General features: G+C 59.9%; 14 protein-coding genes and 1 riboswitch. Of the genes, 3 read left to right on the top strand and 11 right to left on the bottom strand.

Annotation, left to right across the window (positions count from 1 at the left end):
- Positions 1 to 408 precede the first annotated feature (408 nt).
- The 7 genes from ACWKWM_RS21215 to ACWKWM_RS21185 form a co-directional block, all read right to left on the bottom strand.
- Positions 409 to 2,124 (bottom strand): amidase, encoded by a 1,716-nt coding sequence (locus tag ACWKWM_RS21215; protein WP_483848019.1) that lies wholly within the window; start codon positions 2,122 to 2,124, stop codon positions 409 to 411.
- A 227-nt stretch (positions 2,125 to 2,351) separates the two neighbouring features.
- Positions 2,352 to 3,143 carry an ABC transporter ATP-binding protein gene (locus tag ACWKWM_RS21210; RefSeq protein WP_483848018.1) on the bottom strand — a complete coding sequence of 264 codons (792 nt, stop codon included), beginning with the start codon at positions 3,141 to 3,143 and terminating at the stop codon, positions 2,352 to 2,354.
- On the bottom strand, positions 3,140 to 4,156 hold the full coding sequence (locus tag ACWKWM_RS21205; RefSeq protein WP_483848017.1) for a FecCD family ABC transporter permease: 1,017 nt from the start codon (positions 4,154 to 4,156) through the stop codon (positions 3,140 to 3,142). The genes ACWKWM_RS21210 and ACWKWM_RS21205 overlap by 4 nt, the downstream gene beginning before the upstream one ends.
- The gene (locus ACWKWM_RS21200) at positions 4,153 to 5,166 is read right to left on the bottom strand and encodes an ABC transporter substrate-binding protein (RefSeq protein ID WP_483848016.1); all 1,014 of its coding nucleotides are present in this window, start codon (positions 5,164 to 5,166) and stop codon (positions 4,153 to 4,155) included. Before ACWKWM_RS21200 ends, ACWKWM_RS21205 begins: the two co-directional genes overlap by 4 nt.
- Before the next feature lie 141 nt (positions 5,167 to 5,307).
- Positions 5,308 to 5,499, bottom strand: a riboswitch (cobalamin riboswitch).
- A 25-nt stretch (positions 5,500 to 5,524) separates the two neighbouring features.
- Positions 5,525 to 6,739: a type II toxin-antitoxin system HipA family toxin gene (locus ACWKWM_RS21195; RefSeq protein WP_483848015.1), complete on the bottom strand. Its 1,215-nt coding sequence runs from the start codon at positions 6,737 to 6,739 to the stop codon at positions 5,525 to 5,527.
- Positions 6,739 to 7,083, bottom strand: coding sequence for a helix-turn-helix domain-containing protein (locus ACWKWM_RS21190; RefSeq protein WP_483848014.1), 345 nt, complete (start codon positions 7,081 to 7,083; stop codon positions 6,739 to 6,741). The genes ACWKWM_RS21195 and ACWKWM_RS21190 overlap by 1 nt, the downstream gene beginning before the upstream one ends.
- A 188-nt stretch (positions 7,084 to 7,271) precedes the next feature.
- The gene (locus tag ACWKWM_RS21185) at positions 7,272 to 7,730 is read right to left on the bottom strand and encodes a winged helix-turn-helix transcriptional regulator (RefSeq protein ID WP_483848013.1); all 459 of its coding nucleotides are present in this window, start codon (positions 7,728 to 7,730) and stop codon (positions 7,272 to 7,274) included.
- 46 nt (positions 7,731 to 7,776) lie between these two features.
- On the opposite strand from ACWKWM_RS21185, the gene ACWKWM_RS21180 reads away from it, so the two are divergent.
- Positions 7,777 to 8,715, top strand: a complete 939-nt coding sequence (locus ACWKWM_RS21180) for an aromatic alcohol reductase (protein WP_483848012.1) — start codon at positions 7,777 to 7,779, stop codon at positions 8,713 to 8,715.
- A gap of 9 nt (positions 8,716 to 8,724) precedes the next feature.
- Here ACWKWM_RS21180 and ACWKWM_RS21175 read toward each other — a convergent pair whose 3' ends face one another.
- Entirely contained in the window at positions 8,725 to 11,196 is a 2,472-nt protein-coding gene (locus tag ACWKWM_RS21175) for a PAS domain-containing protein (protein ID WP_483848011.1), read from the bottom strand.
- A gap of 254 nt (positions 11,197 to 11,450) precedes the next feature.
- Between ACWKWM_RS21175 and ACWKWM_RS21170 the strand changes: the two genes are divergently transcribed.
- Positions 11,451 to 12,272, top strand: a complete 822-nt coding sequence (locus ACWKWM_RS21170) for an NADPH-dependent oxidoreductase (RefSeq protein WP_483848010.1) — start codon at positions 11,451 to 11,453, stop codon at positions 12,270 to 12,272.
- Positions 12,273 to 12,596: 324 nt separating this feature from the next.
- Complete coding sequence (locus ACWKWM_RS21165) at positions 12,597 to 13,334, top strand: SDR family oxidoreductase (RefSeq protein WP_483848009.1); 738 nt, start codon at positions 12,597 to 12,599, stop codon at positions 13,332 to 13,334.
- Positions 13,335 to 13,400: 66 nt separating this feature from the next.
- Here ACWKWM_RS21165 and ACWKWM_RS21160 read toward each other — a convergent pair whose 3' ends face one another.
- From ACWKWM_RS21160 to ACWKWM_RS21150, 3 genes are all read right to left on the bottom strand, one after another.
- The gene (locus ACWKWM_RS21160) at positions 13,401 to 13,556 is read right to left on the bottom strand and encodes a hypothetical protein (RefSeq protein ID WP_483848008.1); all 156 of its coding nucleotides are present in this window, start codon (positions 13,554 to 13,556) and stop codon (positions 13,401 to 13,403) included.
- A 158-nt stretch (positions 13,557 to 13,714) separates the two neighbouring features.
- A complete protein-coding gene (locus tag ACWKWM_RS21155; protein WP_483848007.1) occupies positions 13,715 to 13,987 on the bottom strand; it encodes a hypothetical protein in 273 nt (90 codons plus the stop codon).
- A 149-nt stretch (positions 13,988 to 14,136) separates the two neighbouring features.
- Positions 14,137 to 15,006, bottom strand: coding sequence for an isocitrate lyase/PEP mutase family protein (locus tag ACWKWM_RS21150; RefSeq protein ID WP_483848006.1), 870 nt, complete (start codon positions 15,004 to 15,006; stop codon positions 14,137 to 14,139).
- Positions 15,007 to 15,091: the final 85 nt, after the last annotated feature.

Here is a 15,091-nt window from a genome sequence, read left to right as displayed (position 1 = left end):
AGCGCTCGGCAAACGCGCCTGCTTGGCTTCCAGGTTCTAGGGGTAGCAGTATCCAGTCAGTGAGTGACTGTTTTTGTATCCAGACGAATTCGATAGCACAGCTGCGACTTAGTGCCGCAGCAATCCTCCATAGTAGGGCCGGTGGACAGTTTAGATAGCAGTAATGTGAACCCTGACGCGTTTTCAGCGATATAGGTCGCTATCGGCCGAGCTTTTGCTTGAGTTCGGCAGGGGTGCAGGCGTCATTGAAAAGTCCTGAGCGTACCGATCTGGCTTAAGCAGGACTTTTCGACGGCGGCGCCAGCTTCGCGGGCAAGCCTCGCTCCAACGGGATCTGTGTAACCTCTTTAAATCGAAGCTAGCGCTTTTGATCTCGTTGGCGCGAGGCTTTCCTGCAAAGCTGTTTTTCTAGCCGGGGCCACCTTGCAGCGGCGGTGTCCTAGGAGGGACGAGTCTCTTTTTGCCACAAGACTCAAACGCTGCGCCATAGCGCAACAGGTTCGAGTCGTCGTAGGCGCGGCCTGCGAAGGTCAGACCTACGGGCATGCCGATGTCTGCCATGACACCCATCGGCACGGTGACGGTCGGCACGCCTAAATGCCGAATCGCGAGATTGCCGTTGGCGACCCACACGCCATTGCTCCAGGCGATGTCGGCGGACTGCAGATCGACATCGGCGTTGGCCGGGCCCACGTTGGCAACGGTGGGGAACAGCACTGCATCCAGGCCCAGGCCGTCCATCCAGTCTTCCAGATCAATACGCCGCGTCTGTTCCAGCCCGCGCAGCCCGTCTGCCAGCGTGGGAATCTCGTTCCAGGGCGTAATGCCCCGTTCGGCCATGCGCACGTATTCGTCCATGCCTGCTGCCAGATCGTCTTCACGGTTGGGCAGGGTGCCGGGGTCATGGGGGAAAATTTTCGCGCCTTCGACATCCACCAGTTGGTTCAATGCCGGGTCGTCATTGGCTCGCAGGAAGTCATCGAACGCCCAGGCCGAGAGATCCCACAATTCGTGGTGCAGAAATTCTTTCGATACCAGCCCACGGGTGAACACAGTGGGCGCCCCCGGACGGTCGCCCTCGCAGTTGGAGACCAGAGGGAAATCGACCTCGATCACCTCGGCGCCGGCCGCTTGCAGGGCATTGCGGGCCTGTTGCCAGAGATCGATCACCGAGGCGCGGGTGTTGATGCGTTGCCCGGTGGGGCCGCCGATGCCGGGTTTTTCGGCGGTGCCGGCCTCAGGATCAGCGTTGATGTACATACGCGGCACACCAAAGCGTTTGCCGACCAACGCCTTGGAATCGACGGCCAACTGGGCGTAGGAAGCAGGGCGTACCGAGGCGACGCTCGGGATCTGGACCCAAGGCTGAAGGCGCCAGAGATCGCCGCGGGTGTCGGGGTCTTCGGCGACCACCACATCGAGCACTTCGAGCAGATCGGCCATGGTTCTGGCGTACGGCACCACCACGTCCATGGTCGGTGTCAGCGGCCAATTGCCGCGCACCGATATCACCCCGCGCGAGGGGGTGTAAGCACACAATCCATTGTTCGACGCCGGGCCGCGACCACTTGACCAGGTTTCCTCGGCCATGCCGAACGCGGCGAAGCTGGCAGCGGTTGCAGTGCCCGCGCCGTTGGATGACCCGGAGGCAAAGGGAGCTGTGAGGTAGTCGGCGTTGTACGGGCTCTCGGCCCGACCATAGACCCCGCGCTGCATGCCGCCGTTGGCCATGGGCGGCATGTTGGTCTTGCCCAGGCAAATGGCGCCGCCGGAGCGAAGGCGGCCGATGGTGAAGGCATCACGTTGGGCGATGAGGCTGGCGAACGCAGGACTGCCCGACGCGGCAGTCAGTCCTTTCACCAGATAGCTGTCTTTGGCGGTGTAGGGAATGCCATCGAGCGGTCCCAAAAGCTTGCCTGCGGCACGACGGTCATCAGAAGCCTGTGCCTCAGCGAGCGCTTCGGGATTGGGAACCACCACGGCGTTCAGCGCGGTTGGGGTGTTTGGGCCATCGTAGGCGTCAATCCGCGCAAGGTACGCCTGCACAAGCTCCACAGCCGTGGTCTGGCCCGATTCAAGGGCATTACGCAGTTGCGCGATGGAGACCTCTGTGACTTCGATCATGGGGTGAGCACCGGTTGTTGATGAGGGGCGGACGCAGAATGTCTGTTTGAGTCAACTGGTTTGCGATAGGGCTGACGCGGTGTGTCTGACCGGGCGCCTCGCGAACCAGTTCGCTCCTACAGAGGTCGCGTTCGTTGCCGCTGATTGTTCTTAGTGTATTTGGAGCGCCAGGTGCAAAACCAGTCCATTCGACTGTCAGGCTGATCCGGCTGATGGATCGCTGCGCCTCACACCGAGCGAAAACGCAGCACCTGAGCGCCATCAAACGGGTCCGTCAGGTAGTGCGCCGCAACACCGAATGTCTCCAGCAGGCGCTGAGGTGTCAGCACGTCAAGCGGCTTGCCGAGGGCGACCAGTCGGCCCCGTTCCAGCACGGCCAATCGATCACAGGTCAATGCCTGATTCAGATCATGCAGCGCGATCAAGGTCGTCACCGGCAAGGCCTGCACGACCTTCAGAATCGCCAACTGATGCTGGATATCCAGATGGTTCGCAGGTTCGTCCAGTACCAGAATTTGCGGGCGCTGGGCCAAGGCGCGGGCGATATGCACGCGCTGCCGTTCGCCTCCTGACAAGCTGCGCCAGCTGCGACGTTTCAGGTGCGTGGCGTCGACATCGACCAGCGCCTGCTCGACGATCGTATCGTCGTCCCCGGACCACGGGCTCAGCGCCGACAACCATGGCGTTCGGCCTAGCGCTACGGCATCGAAGACACTCACCGCGTCCAGTGTGTCGGCATGTTGCTCCACCACGGCGAGGGTTTGCGCCACGCTTCGGCGGCTCATGCCCGCGATGGGCTGGCCATTTAGCTGAACAGCGCCTGTGCTCGGAACACGCAAGCCGGCCAGCAGTTTGAGCAGGGTAGATTTGCCTGAACCATTGGGGCCGACCACACCGAGAGTCTCGCCACGTCGGACCTGCAGATCGATATTGCGAAGCAAATCGGCATCGCGAACCCGAAAACCCAGGCCTGAACAGCTCAGCGCAATTTCGCTATCGACACGCATGGCGGAGGTCATCGTGGGCTCCTTCTACCGATCAGGATCAAGGCAAAGACCGGCGCGCCGACCAATGCGGTGATGACTCCGACCGGGATTACCTGGCCCTTGATCAGGGTTCGGGAAAGCACATCGGCGGCGATCAGAAACACCGCGCCGGCCAGCGCACTGGCGGGCAGCAGGCGGGTATGTTGAGTGCCGGTCAACAGCCGAACTGCATGGGGAATGACCAGTCCGACAAAGCCGATGGAGCCGACGATCGACACCATCACCGCCGTGACCAGCGCCGCGCAGCTGATCAACCAGATCTGCACCCGCCGGACAGGGATGCCCAGCGACGCCGCTGAGTCGGCGCCAAAGGTGAAAGCGTCCAGTGCTCGCCGGTGCCACAGGCAAACAACCAGCCCGGCCAGCGCGGTCGGAACGGTCAACCACACGGACGGCCAGCGCACGCCGCTGAGATTACCCAGCAACCAGAACATGATCCCCCGAGCCTGCTCGGCACTGGCGGACTTGGTGATCAGAAACGCCGTCAGCGCATTGAACAATTGCGACCCGGCGATACCCGCCAGAATGATCTGCCCCGTCCCGCCCGACGCACCGCTGGCCCGTGCCAGCAACCCCACCACCGCAAAAGCCGTGAGGGCGCCAGCAAAGGCGCCTACCGAGAGAGAAATCAAGCCGGCGCCCACGCCGAGCAAGGCCACCAGCACCGCACCGGTCGAGGCACCGGCAGAGATGCCGAGCAAGTAGGGGTCGGCCAGGGGATTGCGCAACAGCGACTGTAAAATCACGCCGCAAGTGGCCAGTCCCATACCGCAGGCCGCAGCCACCAGTGCGCGGGTCAGGCGGTAGTTCCAGACGATGCCTTCATCGATCGGATCAAGGACGTAACCGGCAGCCCAAAGCTTATTGGCCAACACCTGGAAGATGACACCGGGCTCGATGTTGGTTTCGCCGATGGAGACTCCTGCAACCAGCGCGACGAACAAGATCACTGCTGCCAACAGCGTACGGGTGAGCACTGTCGTCATTTCGTAGCGTCGTAACTGTTGATGGCTTTAGCCAGTGTGTCCAGGCCGTCGAAGGTGCGGGTGCTCGCCTGCATGGCCATGGCGTCGAGGATGATGATGCGGTTGTTTTTCACGGCGTCCATATTGCGTGTCACCGGGTCGCTGCGCAGGAATTCCAGTTTCTTCTGGTAGTCGTCCGCCGGGAAACGACGGCGGTCCATACGGGCGATGACCAGAAAAGTAGGATTGGCTTTGGCGATGGTTTCCCAGCCAACGGTGGGCCATTCTTCATCGGAATCGACCACGTTGCGCACTCCCAGTGTGTTGAGCATGAAGTCCGGGACGCCCTTGTGCCCGGCCACGTAAGGGTCGAGCGCCAGGCCCGGGCTTGAGAACCAGACCAGTGCGCTGGCGTGCTTGAATGCGTTGTTCTGCGCCATCGCGACGGACCTTGCCAGACTGGCTTGCAGTTCAGCATTCAGCTGCTGACCGCGCGCCTCGACGTCGAAGATTTCCGCCAACTGGCTGATGCTTTTGTAGATGCTCTCGACGCGAAATGCTTCCAGCCGGGTGCCGTCGGCGCCGACCGAATTGTCCTTGGCTTCGCAATCGGAAGGCATCAGGTAAGTGGGGATTTTTAACTCGTGGAACTGCTCGCGCGTGCCCACTGCGCCTTGGGGCCCGACCATCCATTCCAGCTCCACCGCGACGAGGTCAGGACGTTTGGCCGTGACCGATTCGAAACTCGGGGCGTTGTCAGCGAGCCGTTCGATACTGTCGTTCTGCGCCTTGTATTGGGTCAGCACGTCGTTGAACCACAGGGACGTGCCAACCACCTTGTCACCCAGGCCCATGGCGTAGAGCATTTCAGTGCCGGCCTGGCCAATGGTCACGGCGCGGGCAGGCGCATGGGCGAACGTCAGCGTGCTGCCACAGTTCTGCACCGTCAGCGGGTACTGCGTGGGGGTGGCGCAGGCGAGGGCGGGTAGTGCCAGGGCAGTGAGCAGGGTGGCAGCGCGCAGCAACGGCATGTCGCAATCTCCAGTTGAACCGTACACGGAGCAGGGGTACGGACTGGAAACACACACTTGAACGCTGCGATGGATGCAGCCGTCTGCCGTATGAAAAAAGGCGCGACCCAAGGATGTCCTTCCCGGACACCCCGCCGGTTAGTGTTTATTACGTGGCCGGCAGGTCTCCTGACTGGTGCGTCATCGCCGGCTCCAGCCTTCCCGGATTCAAATCCAGTGGCAGTTGAGGAGCAGGCTCGGCACCTACAGTTGCGGGGGCAGTTCCGTTTGATGCGTTGGGGCATCACGGATTCCCTATTAATCCCGTTGGGGACCGGCGGCGGCATGGTAGTCGATCGTTGGGGGTGACAACAACCGACTACTTGCGCATGCGAACTGAAACGACGGCGTCATGGGCCATGTTCAGTTCCGGCCCCTTGAGCCACTGCCCGTAATGGTCCTTCAGCTCTTGCTCCCACCCCGCAACTTCGTCAATCAGGCTCTCTGCCTCGTCGCGCGACAGCGCAAAGTGCGAGTGGTGGCTCAGCAGATTGGATCGGCTGATTCGATTGCCGTCTTTTCCGACTGCCATTGCCAAGGTCTGTGCGGGTCCTTCATCAAGCATCGGCAGCACGTCATACATCGGCGAAAGGCGCCATCGCCCGGCGATCCAGATAATCGCGTGATTGCGCGGATGGTCGTCGCCGTTGCCCACCAACGCGTTGTAGCACATGCGCTTGAACAGCTCTTGCAGGTCCTGGTCGGGAACGCCACGACGGCGCATTTCATCGGCCACTGACGCATACCCCCAGTCACGGTGGTACTGGGCGTTCCATTCTGAATCCAGCAAGGTCAATGCGCTGAGCATCGGGATACGCCTTGCGCCGTCGGCAAGTGGCGTGCGATCAAAACGCTCGACCAGCAATGTGCTTGGGTTCTCCGCATGCAGGGCGGTGTTGGCGACGTTAAAGCCTTTGGATGCGGCGAAGGTCATGCAGGCAAATTCAATCGCTGGCAGATCATACTGGTCGAATCGGTCGCGGGGCTTGGCCAGGATCAGCATCCCGTTGTCTTGCAAGGTGCGTTTGGGCCTTGCGCCACCGAGGGAGGATCGCTGCTGGCGAATGTTGAGGGTGGTAACGGATGCCTCATCGAGCTGGCTGTCGTATACCGCCTCGCAGGCCTCGATGAATTTCGCCAGGCCTTTCAACGTCGGAACTGTGGCGTGTCCCAAACCCTCAGCAGGCTCCCTGACGGTCCCCGCCATGAGGTTGCCGATGCGGTCGTTGTTGGGCGACTTGAGCAAGTAATCGATGGGGCCGAGCACTTCGCCGTAAGCGCGATGAAGCAGGCGCTCGCCCCAGCCGTCCGGCATGGCGTCGTTGATAAAACCCGGAATGCCGCGGTTTTTTGCGATGCCGGTAAATGCCTCGGCACGCAACGGGTAATTGATGGGGTCGGGCACCCAGCCGCCGCGCTCCACGTGATCCGGGGCATAGACAAACTCACCCACCTTGCCATTCAGCGTAAGCCGGCCAAGCGTAAGCACCGCTCCTGTGTCAGGGTGCTCCATGTAAATGTAGGCCCGGGACATCAGAACGCCTCCGGCTTGGGTTTGGCTAATCGCACCCGTTTTGATGCGATGCTCTGGTAGGTGGCCTCATCATCGGTATGACGGGTAATTTCTGAAGTGGTTTCGATACCCTCCAGCGACGTGAATACCCGCTCTGTAAGGCCCAGTCGCCAGAGCACGAGCATGAAAGATCGGAGGTCGACCCGTTCCGAGCCGCTTTCGATTTTGCGAAGGGTGTGTTCAGAGATACCTATTGCTTTTCTCAGGTCCGATTGGCGCAGGCCCATCGACAGTCGCTGCGCTTTGACCAAAAGGCCGATTCTGCCGAGATTATCAGCGCAAGTTACGGGGAAGAAGCTTTCCATAATACGTACCGGCGTAAGCTTTAAGTTGGATAAGGCTGACGATAGCACGTATTAAGTTTTTCTCGAGAGAGATTAATGTTCATCCCGCTACGTCTTAAACACGTTAAGGCCGACGCAGGTAAGTTTTATATCGCATCAAAAACGTAAGGAGGTGCTGTTGGCTTTCCTCGAAGACTGACAGCCTCCACTCATGGCCTGTCGTTTGTCTGCTCCTCATACCGCCTACGCGCAGCTGTGAAGGCTTCTGAGTTTTCGACGACCCACGTCCATAGCGGGATCATTTGCACCAGCAGTCCCATGCCTAGCTCAGTAAGGGCGTATTCGACTTTGGGCGGCACCTCGTTGAAATCGCGACGGGTGATCAGGCCGTCACGTTCCAGTTGGCGCAGCGTATGAGTGAGCATGCGCTGGGTGACGCCCGTAAGCTGCCTGCGCAGTTCGGCATGTCGCAAGGGGCTCGTCACCCCCAGGGCGTGCACGACGCCCAAGGACCAGCGATTGCCCGAATGGCCGAGGATATCGCGCTTGAGGCCGTCGTCGTCTTCGCTCAAAGCGGCGCACGCGGCTTGTGATCGGCGGACTACTTCCTGCGCATCCAGACCGCGCGGTATCACCGGTGTGCCTACTTCTTGTGCCTCAAGGGGCATGACAATATCTCCTCTCTGAAGTTGAAAACGTTATCCAGGAGAGACCATGCAAGCTGATCGCACAAACGTCAAACAGCGAATTCTGGTGCTCGGTGCCGGTGAGTTGGGCCTCGCTGTACTGCAGGGATTGGCCACTCAAGCCAGCGAGCACGCTGTCAGTCTTTCGGTGCTTTTGCGTGCGCAAACCATCGATTCCCAAGCGCCGGGCAAACAGGCCGAGATCGACAAGATCCGGGAATGGGGTGTGGCTATCGAGTCGGCTGATTTGGTCAATGCGGACGTCTTGGCGCTGGCCCGAATCTTTGAACGGTTCGACACGGTGATCAGTTGTGTCGGCTTCGCCGCAGGTCCGGGCACTCAGCTCAAACTGTGCGATGCCGCGTTGCAGGCCGGGGTGAAGCGTTTTGTTCCGTGGCAATTTGGTGTCGATTACGACCTGATCGGGCGCGGCAGCCCTCAGAACCTGTTCGATGAGCAACTCGATGTCCGTGACCGGCTAAGGGCTCAGCAACGCACGGGGTGGATCATCATCTCCACAGGGATGTTCACCAGCTTCCTGTTCGAACCTTCTTTCGGGGTCGTGGACCTGGAGCGGGCCTGCGTCAATGCATTAGGCAGTCTGGAAACGGCCGTGACGGTGACGACGCCAGAAGACATCGGCCAGTTGACCGCTGCCATTGTGCTGCACCAGCCGCACATCGTTAATCAGGTGGTGTATACCGCAGGCGATACGCTGACTTATGGCGAGCTGGCGGCGCTGCTCGAACGCGTCACCCACAAGCCCTTCAAGGCTCATGCGCGGACCGTGCAACAGTTGCAGGCGGATCTTGCGCTTTCGCCTGATGACCCAATGCGCAAGTACCGGGCCGTCTTCGCTCAGGGCCGTGGCGTGGCGTGGGGCAAGGCGCAGACCTTCAATCAGCAGCAGGGGATCAAAGTCACCAGCGCCGAGCAATGGGCGCTGGTGAATCTGAAGAACCGTTAGCACGCCAGGTTACTTGCGCTTGGAAACCTTCAACAACATGCGAGACAACTGATCGAGAGAATAGGGCTTGTGCAGTAACTCGAACCCATCGGAGCCATTTTCCGCCAGCACATGACTGTAGCCCGACGTAAGCACAACCGGCAGATCGGGGTACTGTTCGCGGATGCGGCCGGCCAGGTCAATGCCACTCATGCCAGGCATGACCACATCGGAGAACACCACATCAAATCGGCTGGCATCGCGTTCCAACTCGGCCAACGCATCGAAGGGGCTGCACGCCAACACCGTCACATAGCCCAGCTCGGCCAAGGCCTGCGTGGCAAATGTGCCCACGTCCACGTTGTCTTCTACGACCAGCACGCAGGTGCCATGTCCATCTTCCAAGGCCGCTGGAGGGGAATGAGCCGCCGAGTTTTTAGCCTCTGCAGTGACACGGGGCAGGTAGAGGGTGAATGTGGTGCCCTTGCCGATTTCGCTGGCGACGGCGATCTCGCCGCCGGACTGTTTTGCAAAACCGAAAACCTGACTGAGCCCGAGCCCCGTGCCTTCACCCACATTTTTTGTGGTGTAGAAGGGTTCGAAAATCTGCTCCAGCTGCGTAGCCGGGATGCCGGCGCCAGTGTCGGTAATGGACACCGCTACAAACGGGCCCTCCAGGGCGGGATGCATTCGAATACTCGGCATCGACTCAACACTGCGCACCGCAATGGTGAGTTCGCCTTCGCCCATCATTGCATCCCGAGCGTTGGCGACCATGTTGACCAGGGCAGTATCAAACTGACTCGGGTCGGCATTGACGTAGCAGGGGCCCTGGGACAGGTCGGTCAGGGTGACAATGCGTGAACCGGTGAGTGTGTCCATCATGCCGCTGATGGCCCGCACGTTCTCACACACGCTGAACACCTCTGGCTGAAGTGCCTGCCGCCGAGCAAACGCAAGCAGTTGCCCAGTCAGTTTTGCGGCGCGATCAACGGTTTCGGAAATCGCCGTCACGTATCGTAGGCGACGCTCTTCGGTAAGGCCGGGGCGCATCAAGAGGTCGGTGGAGGAGCGGATGACGGTCAGCAAGTTGTTGAAGTCGTGGGCAACGCCGCCGGTCAATTGCCCGACCGCTTCCATTTTTTGCGACTGACGCAAGGCTTCTGCCTGCTCCCTCTCGGACGTCACGTGTCGGCCAGCTGCATAAACCCGGCCATCCTGAAACGAGCCGGTCCAGCTGAACCACTTGTACGATCCATCTTTATGGCGCAAGCGAAACTCGTAGGGCACGATCAGTGGCGACTCGAATATCCCTGCAAACGCCGTAATCGATGCCGACAGATCTTCCGGATGGGTGTAATCGGAAAAAGTCGTCCCGATCAGCTCGCGCTCGGACCAGCCCAGTTGCTCGGTCCAGCGGGCATTGACAGCATCGAGCATGCCGTTGGGGGAGGCGATAACCAGCAGTTCCTGGGAAAGCCCCCACGCCCGATCTCGCTCACGGGTGCGAATGGCCAGGCTGGTTGCCTGCTCTTTCTCCATCGTGATGTCTCGGGCGCTGCAATAAATCTTGCCGTCTTCCAGGACCACCACCCACGCCAGCCAGCGGTAGCTGCCGTCACGGTGCCGGCAGCGATTTTGAAAACGCGAGACCGGGCGGCCCATGGCGGCTTGGGTGAACACGGCCTCACTGGCCGACAGGTCATCAGGGTGAACAAAGGACAGGACGGTGGTGTGGAGTTCTTTAGGGGACCAGCCCAGCGCGATTCTCCACGCCGGATTCGACGCCTCGATCATACCTTGGGCGTTGATTACTGACAGTAGGTCAGGGCTCAGCAGCCAGGTGCGGCTGCGCTCGGTGGCGCGCTCATTGACCTTGCGCTCAAGCTCTGTGTTGAGGTCGCGAAGCTCGTCCTGGCTCAGGCGCAATCGCTGGTCTGAGCGGTGCCTTTCAATGGCCAGCGCGGCGGTCTGGGCGATGAGCGATATGGCTTCGATGTCGCTCGGCGTTGGTGCGCGGGGCTCGCTGTAGTAAACCGCAAAGGTCCCCAGAACGGTCCCGTCCGCGGCTTTGATCGGCATCGACCAGCACGCGCGAAGGCCGTGTGAGAGAGCAAGTTGGGCGTAGCCATCCCATAAGGGACTGATCGCGATGTCGTTGACGTAAACCGGGGTGCCCCGCGCGGCAGCGGTGCCGCAAGACCCGATGCCTTCGCCGATCGCAAGGCCGTGAACCGCTTCGTTGTACGTTGCAGGCAAGCTGGGCGCTGCGCCGTGCAGCATGTACTGCCCGTCGTCACTCAAAAACAGCACAGAGGCCATCATGTGACTGCTTTGCGCCTCGACTGCCAGCAGCAGATCGTTCAGCACTTCTGCCAGGGGCATGCCGGCGGCGATCCGGCCCAGCACTTTGCGCTCACGCTCGATAAGCGCCACAGGCGAATATTTGCCCCCCAGCAGGCTCAGGTCGATGGATGGCTTGGCGCCTGGATCGTCAACCATGGTAGATCACGTTGAACATGGACATCGTCTCGGGAGGTTATGCGTTGCGATATGACCAACAAAGGTCCAGCAACCACGCAGGGCTGGCTTAATACCGTGTGACCCTGGCGATGTTCGAGAAATTCCCCGACGCCGTCTACACGTTCACGCTAAAAGGTCGGCAGTTCTGTTTTAATCGCCGGCAGAAGAGTGCAACCACATCCCTTCGATACGTTGTTCTCACCTCATTTAGCCGCGCGCGTTCAGGAATTCCCATGACCGATATCAAGCAACAACGACTGGCTTCCCGTTACGGGGAGATCGACATGCAGGAGCCTGGCAACTGGAGTCCGGTTCTGAATCAACTGCTGGATCATCGAAGTGTGCGTTCATTTAGCGATGCTCCCTTGCCAGAAGGCACGCTGGAAGCGCTCGTTGCGGCGGCGCAGTCAGCGGCAAGCTCTTCGAACCTGCAGGTGTGGAGCGTGGTTGCGGTCCGGGACGAAGGCCGCAAGGCAAGGCTTTCTGCACTGGCGGGCAATCAGGCCTACATTCGCCAGGCGCCTTTGTTTCTGGTGTGGCTAGCCGATCTGTCGAGAATCAGCCGGGTGGCTGAGCGAGAAGGGGTCGAGCTGCAAGCGCTGCCCTATATAGAAAGCCTGCTGCTGGGCACGATCGATGCGGCACTGGCTGCACAGAACGCCGTGGTGGCGCTGGAGTCCATGGGCCTGGGGAGCGTTTACATTGGTGCAATCCGCAATGACATCGAAGGGGTGGCGAAGGAGCTGAATCTGCCGGCTCAGGTGTATCCGGTGTTTGGGATGTGCGTGGGCTACCCAGACGCCGAACGCCCGGCACAGGTAAAGCCGCGTTTGCCCCAGGCCGCCGTGCTGCATCACGAAACCTACGCCGTGCAGGACGAACTGCCTGCCATCGAGCGCTACGACGAGCTGCTCGGCGGGTTCTATCAGCAAGCCGGGCACAAACCGGCCAACTGGTCAGAGCAAGTCGTCAATCGTCTGGGCAGCGTTACCAATCTCCATGGCCGTGAGGATTTGGTGGAGGAATTGCGCAGGTTGGGTTTCGGCTTGCGCTGAGTTCAACCGGGCAAACCTTTTGGTAAGAAAAGGGCGTGTGGAGTCACGACTGCAGTCTTGACTGTTACACCGCATGCACACGTGTCGCTGCCGCTGCGTGGCAGTTCGTCGGCAAGCCGGACTCTTACGGGCTCCGCCCAGAATCAAAAGCGGTGCGTGGTGCGCTGCGTAATTGCTTCTGCCCGGAGGGCATCGATCACCCGGCAGGATCAGGCAATCTGTCGCGAGGATTCGACTAATGGGCGACGAGCAGCTTTCCCTAATCTGAACGGGTAGCGAGACAACGTGCTCGCATTACCCGCTCTCAGGTGAAGGACTGGAACCATGTCGAATATCTCCAAAAAAGTCATTGTGATTACGGGCGCCAGCAGTGGCATTGGCGAGGCGACGGCGCGTCTTTTGGCCAGCAAGGGCGCTGCTGTCGTGCTCGGTGCCCGTCGCACCGATCGTCTTGAAGTGCTCTGCAGGGAGATCAACGCCGACGGCGGAGATGCCCGCTTTCAGGCGGTGGATGTCACCCGGCTTAACGATGTGCAGGGCCTTGTGGAACTGGCGCTCAGTCATCACGGCCGGGTCGATGTCATCATCAATAACGCCGGGGTCATGCCCTTGTCCAAACTTGAGGCGTTGAAGGTCGCGGAATGGGATCAGATGATCGACGTCAACATTCGCGGCGTGCTGCACGGCATCGCGGCCGGCTTGCCGCTGATGCAGAAACAGAATTCCGGACACTTCATCAATATCGCCTCGATTGGCGCCTACGCCGTCAGCCCCACGGCGGCCGTCTACTGTGCGACCAAGTATGCGGTGCGCGCTATTTCGGAGGGGTTACGCCAAGAGGTCGGGGGCGACATCAGGGTCACTGTCATATCGCCAGGAGTCACGGAATCGGAATTGGCGGAGAGCATTTCCGATGAGGGCGGACGGGCCGAGATGCGCGAGTTTCGCAAGATCTCAATCCCGTCGACGGCCGTCGCTCGAGCAATCGCTTACGCGGTCGAGCAACCCGATGACGTCGATGTAAGCGAACTGATCGTCCGGCCTACGGCCAGCCCGTACTGACGGCGCGGGGCCGTGTCGAGGGGGTACAGATCTGAGGTGACAACGCCTCAGATCTGCTCAGCGCTTTCAGGCAACAGGAAGCTCATGGGGTGCGTCGATACGGGCTTTCAGCTGCTCGGCGAACGCCACAGCCTCCACCATGCTGCGAAAGGTCACGGGATAATCGTCAAGTTTTACCAGCCAGTCCTGGCCACACATAGCTTTCTCGACCTTGATTGTCATGATCAACTCCTCTATCGAACGTTAGGGATGCCGGCTGAAAATCAAACGGATAGTGCGACTGAGACAGGGGGTTTTGCGAGGATTTATTGTGCGAGGCGACCGCTGGTAGTCACGCTGAGCGGTCGTCCTCGTCAGGCTCGATGCGCTCAACCAAGACGTTAAAGCACGGCGCTGTCTTTTGCATAAGCCACTTGTTCGTGGATACCTTCCACGTACTGCGCCTTGAGTTGTTCGGCCATTGAACCGAGGATGGGATTAGCCTTGAAACTTGCAAGATGAGCGTCGACCACTGTACCGACTTTCAAAATGGCGGCATCGACACTGGCCGGCAGTGTCGGGTCAAACTCAATACGCTCAAGCTCTTCGTCCAGGGCACTGAGCACCGGGTCGGCATCTTCCATTTGAACGCGTAACCGATCGAGCGCCGACATGGTTTATCTTCCTGAGAGCGAGGGCTGGAGTCTGTCACATCATGGCGTCGCACGGGTGGATCGCGTTCACGGGGTTCGGCGCTATAGCTGGAGCAACCTGCAAGCTCAAGGTTCGTGTGACTGAACCTTGAGTGCGGCTGGCGGCAGGCTCACTCTTTCACGTCCATGAACTCCTTGGCCCACGCCACATAGCTTTCAGGCTGGGTGTAGGTATGGGTCAGTTCGGTGGCGCTCAGGTTCGAAGTGCTTTGTGTCAACTGGCGTTGGGCGCGCAGGCTGTCATAAGTCGCTTTAATAGCGGCGAAGTAGGCCGCATGGCCCTTGACGACAACCCGCACGCCGAGATTCGCCAGACGCTGGCTGTCACTGAGCTTTGGATTGCCGTAAGTCACCAGCATTAATGGCACGCTGAGCTTTTCGGAGATCTGCTCCAGATGGTCGAAGTCCTGGATGCCGACGATGCAGATGCCGTCCGCGCCTGCCTTTTCATAGGCCTGGGTGCGTTCGATAATGTCCTTGACCGGCAACACCGCAGCATTGGTACGCGCAATAATCGACAGTTCAGGATCGACGCGCGCCTCAAGGGCTGCTTTGACTTTGCCGATGCCTTCTTCGATGGAAATCAGGTCCGTTGATTTGCGACCAAATTGCGCAGGGAGCAGGGTGTCTTCGATCGTCAGCCCGGCGACACCGGCACGCTCGAGTTCTTCGACCGTACGCATGACGTTCAGCGCGTTGCCGTAACCATGGTCGGCGTCTGCAATGAACGGCAGTTGAGCCACGCGGCCAATCCGGGTCGCTTGTTCTACGAATTCACTCAAGGTAATGAGCGCAAAGTCCGGGGCGGCCAATACCTGTAAAGACGCTACCGATCCGCCGAGGATACCCACCTCGAACCCCAGGTCCGCAGCGATGCGGGCAGACATGGGATCGAACACAGAGGCAGTTTCAAAACACGCTTTGGAAGCAAGCAATTCGCGAAAATTACGGCGCAATGTGCAGTGGGAAATTTTGGGCATGTCGATTCCTGATTCTGGCCATTATCGAAGACAACGATCAACGCCAATATGATAAAGCGGCGAGATTACCATGTAGTAAAAAAAC

It is taken from the genome of Pseudomonas rosaeacicularis (assembly GCF_057128745.1).
The sequence above is the reverse complement of the archived record's forward strand: the minus strand, read 5'-3'. Positions and strand labels throughout refer to the sequence as shown.

Bases quoted from the DNA above. Each gene is read 5' to 3' on its own strand.
- ACWKWM_RS21205 (WP_483848017.1), bottom strand. From the start codon at position 4,156: ATGACGACAGTGCTCACCCGTACGCTGTTGGCAGCAGTGATCTTGTTC.
- ACWKWM_RS21200 (WP_483848016.1), bottom strand. From the start codon at position 5,166: ATGCCGTTGCTGCGCGCTGCCACCCTGCTCACTGCCCTGGCACTACCC.
- ACWKWM_RS21160 (WP_483848008.1), bottom strand. From the start codon at position 13,556: ATGACAATCAAGGTCGAGAAAGCTATGTGTGGCCAGGACTGGCTGGTA.
- ACWKWM_RS21150 (WP_483848006.1), bottom strand. From the start codon at position 15,006: ATGCCCAAAATTTCCCACTGCACATTGCGCCGTAATTTTCGCGAATTG.
- ACWKWM_RS21175 (WP_483848011.1), bottom strand. From the start codon at position 11,196: ATGGTTGACGATCCAGGCGCCAAGCCATCCATCGACCTGAGCCTGCTG.
- ACWKWM_RS21210 (WP_483848018.1), bottom strand. From the start codon at position 3,143: ATGACCTCCGCCATGCGTGTCGATAGCGAAATTGCGCTGAGCTGTTCA.
- ACWKWM_RS21195 (WP_483848015.1), bottom strand. From the start codon at position 6,739: ATGTCCCGGGCCTACATTTACATGGAGCACCCTGACACAGGAGCGGTG.
- ACWKWM_RS21215 (WP_483848019.1), bottom strand. From the start codon at position 2,124: ATGATCGAAGTCACAGAGGTCTCCATCGCGCAACTGCGTAATGCCCTT.
- ACWKWM_RS21165 (WP_483848009.1), top strand. From the start codon at position 12,597: ATGTCGAATATCTCCAAAAAAGTCATTGTGATTACGGGCGCCAGCAGT.
- ACWKWM_RS21180 (WP_483848012.1), top strand. From the start codon at position 7,777: ATGCAAGCTGATCGCACAAACGTCAAACAGCGAATTCTGGTGCTCGGT.
- ACWKWM_RS21155 (WP_483848007.1), bottom strand. From the start codon at position 13,987: ATGTCGGCGCTCGATCGGTTACGCGTTCAAATGGAAGATGCCGACCCG.
- ACWKWM_RS21170 (WP_483848010.1), top strand. From the start codon at position 11,451: ATGACCGATATCAAGCAACAACGACTGGCTTCCCGTTACGGGGAGATC.
- ACWKWM_RS21190 (WP_483848014.1), bottom strand. From the start codon at position 7,083: ATGGAAAGCTTCTTCCCCGTAACTTGCGCTGATAATCTCGGCAGAATC.
- ACWKWM_RS21185 (WP_483848013.1), bottom strand. From the start codon at position 7,730: ATGCCCCTTGAGGCACAAGAAGTAGGCACACCGGTGATACCGCGCGGT.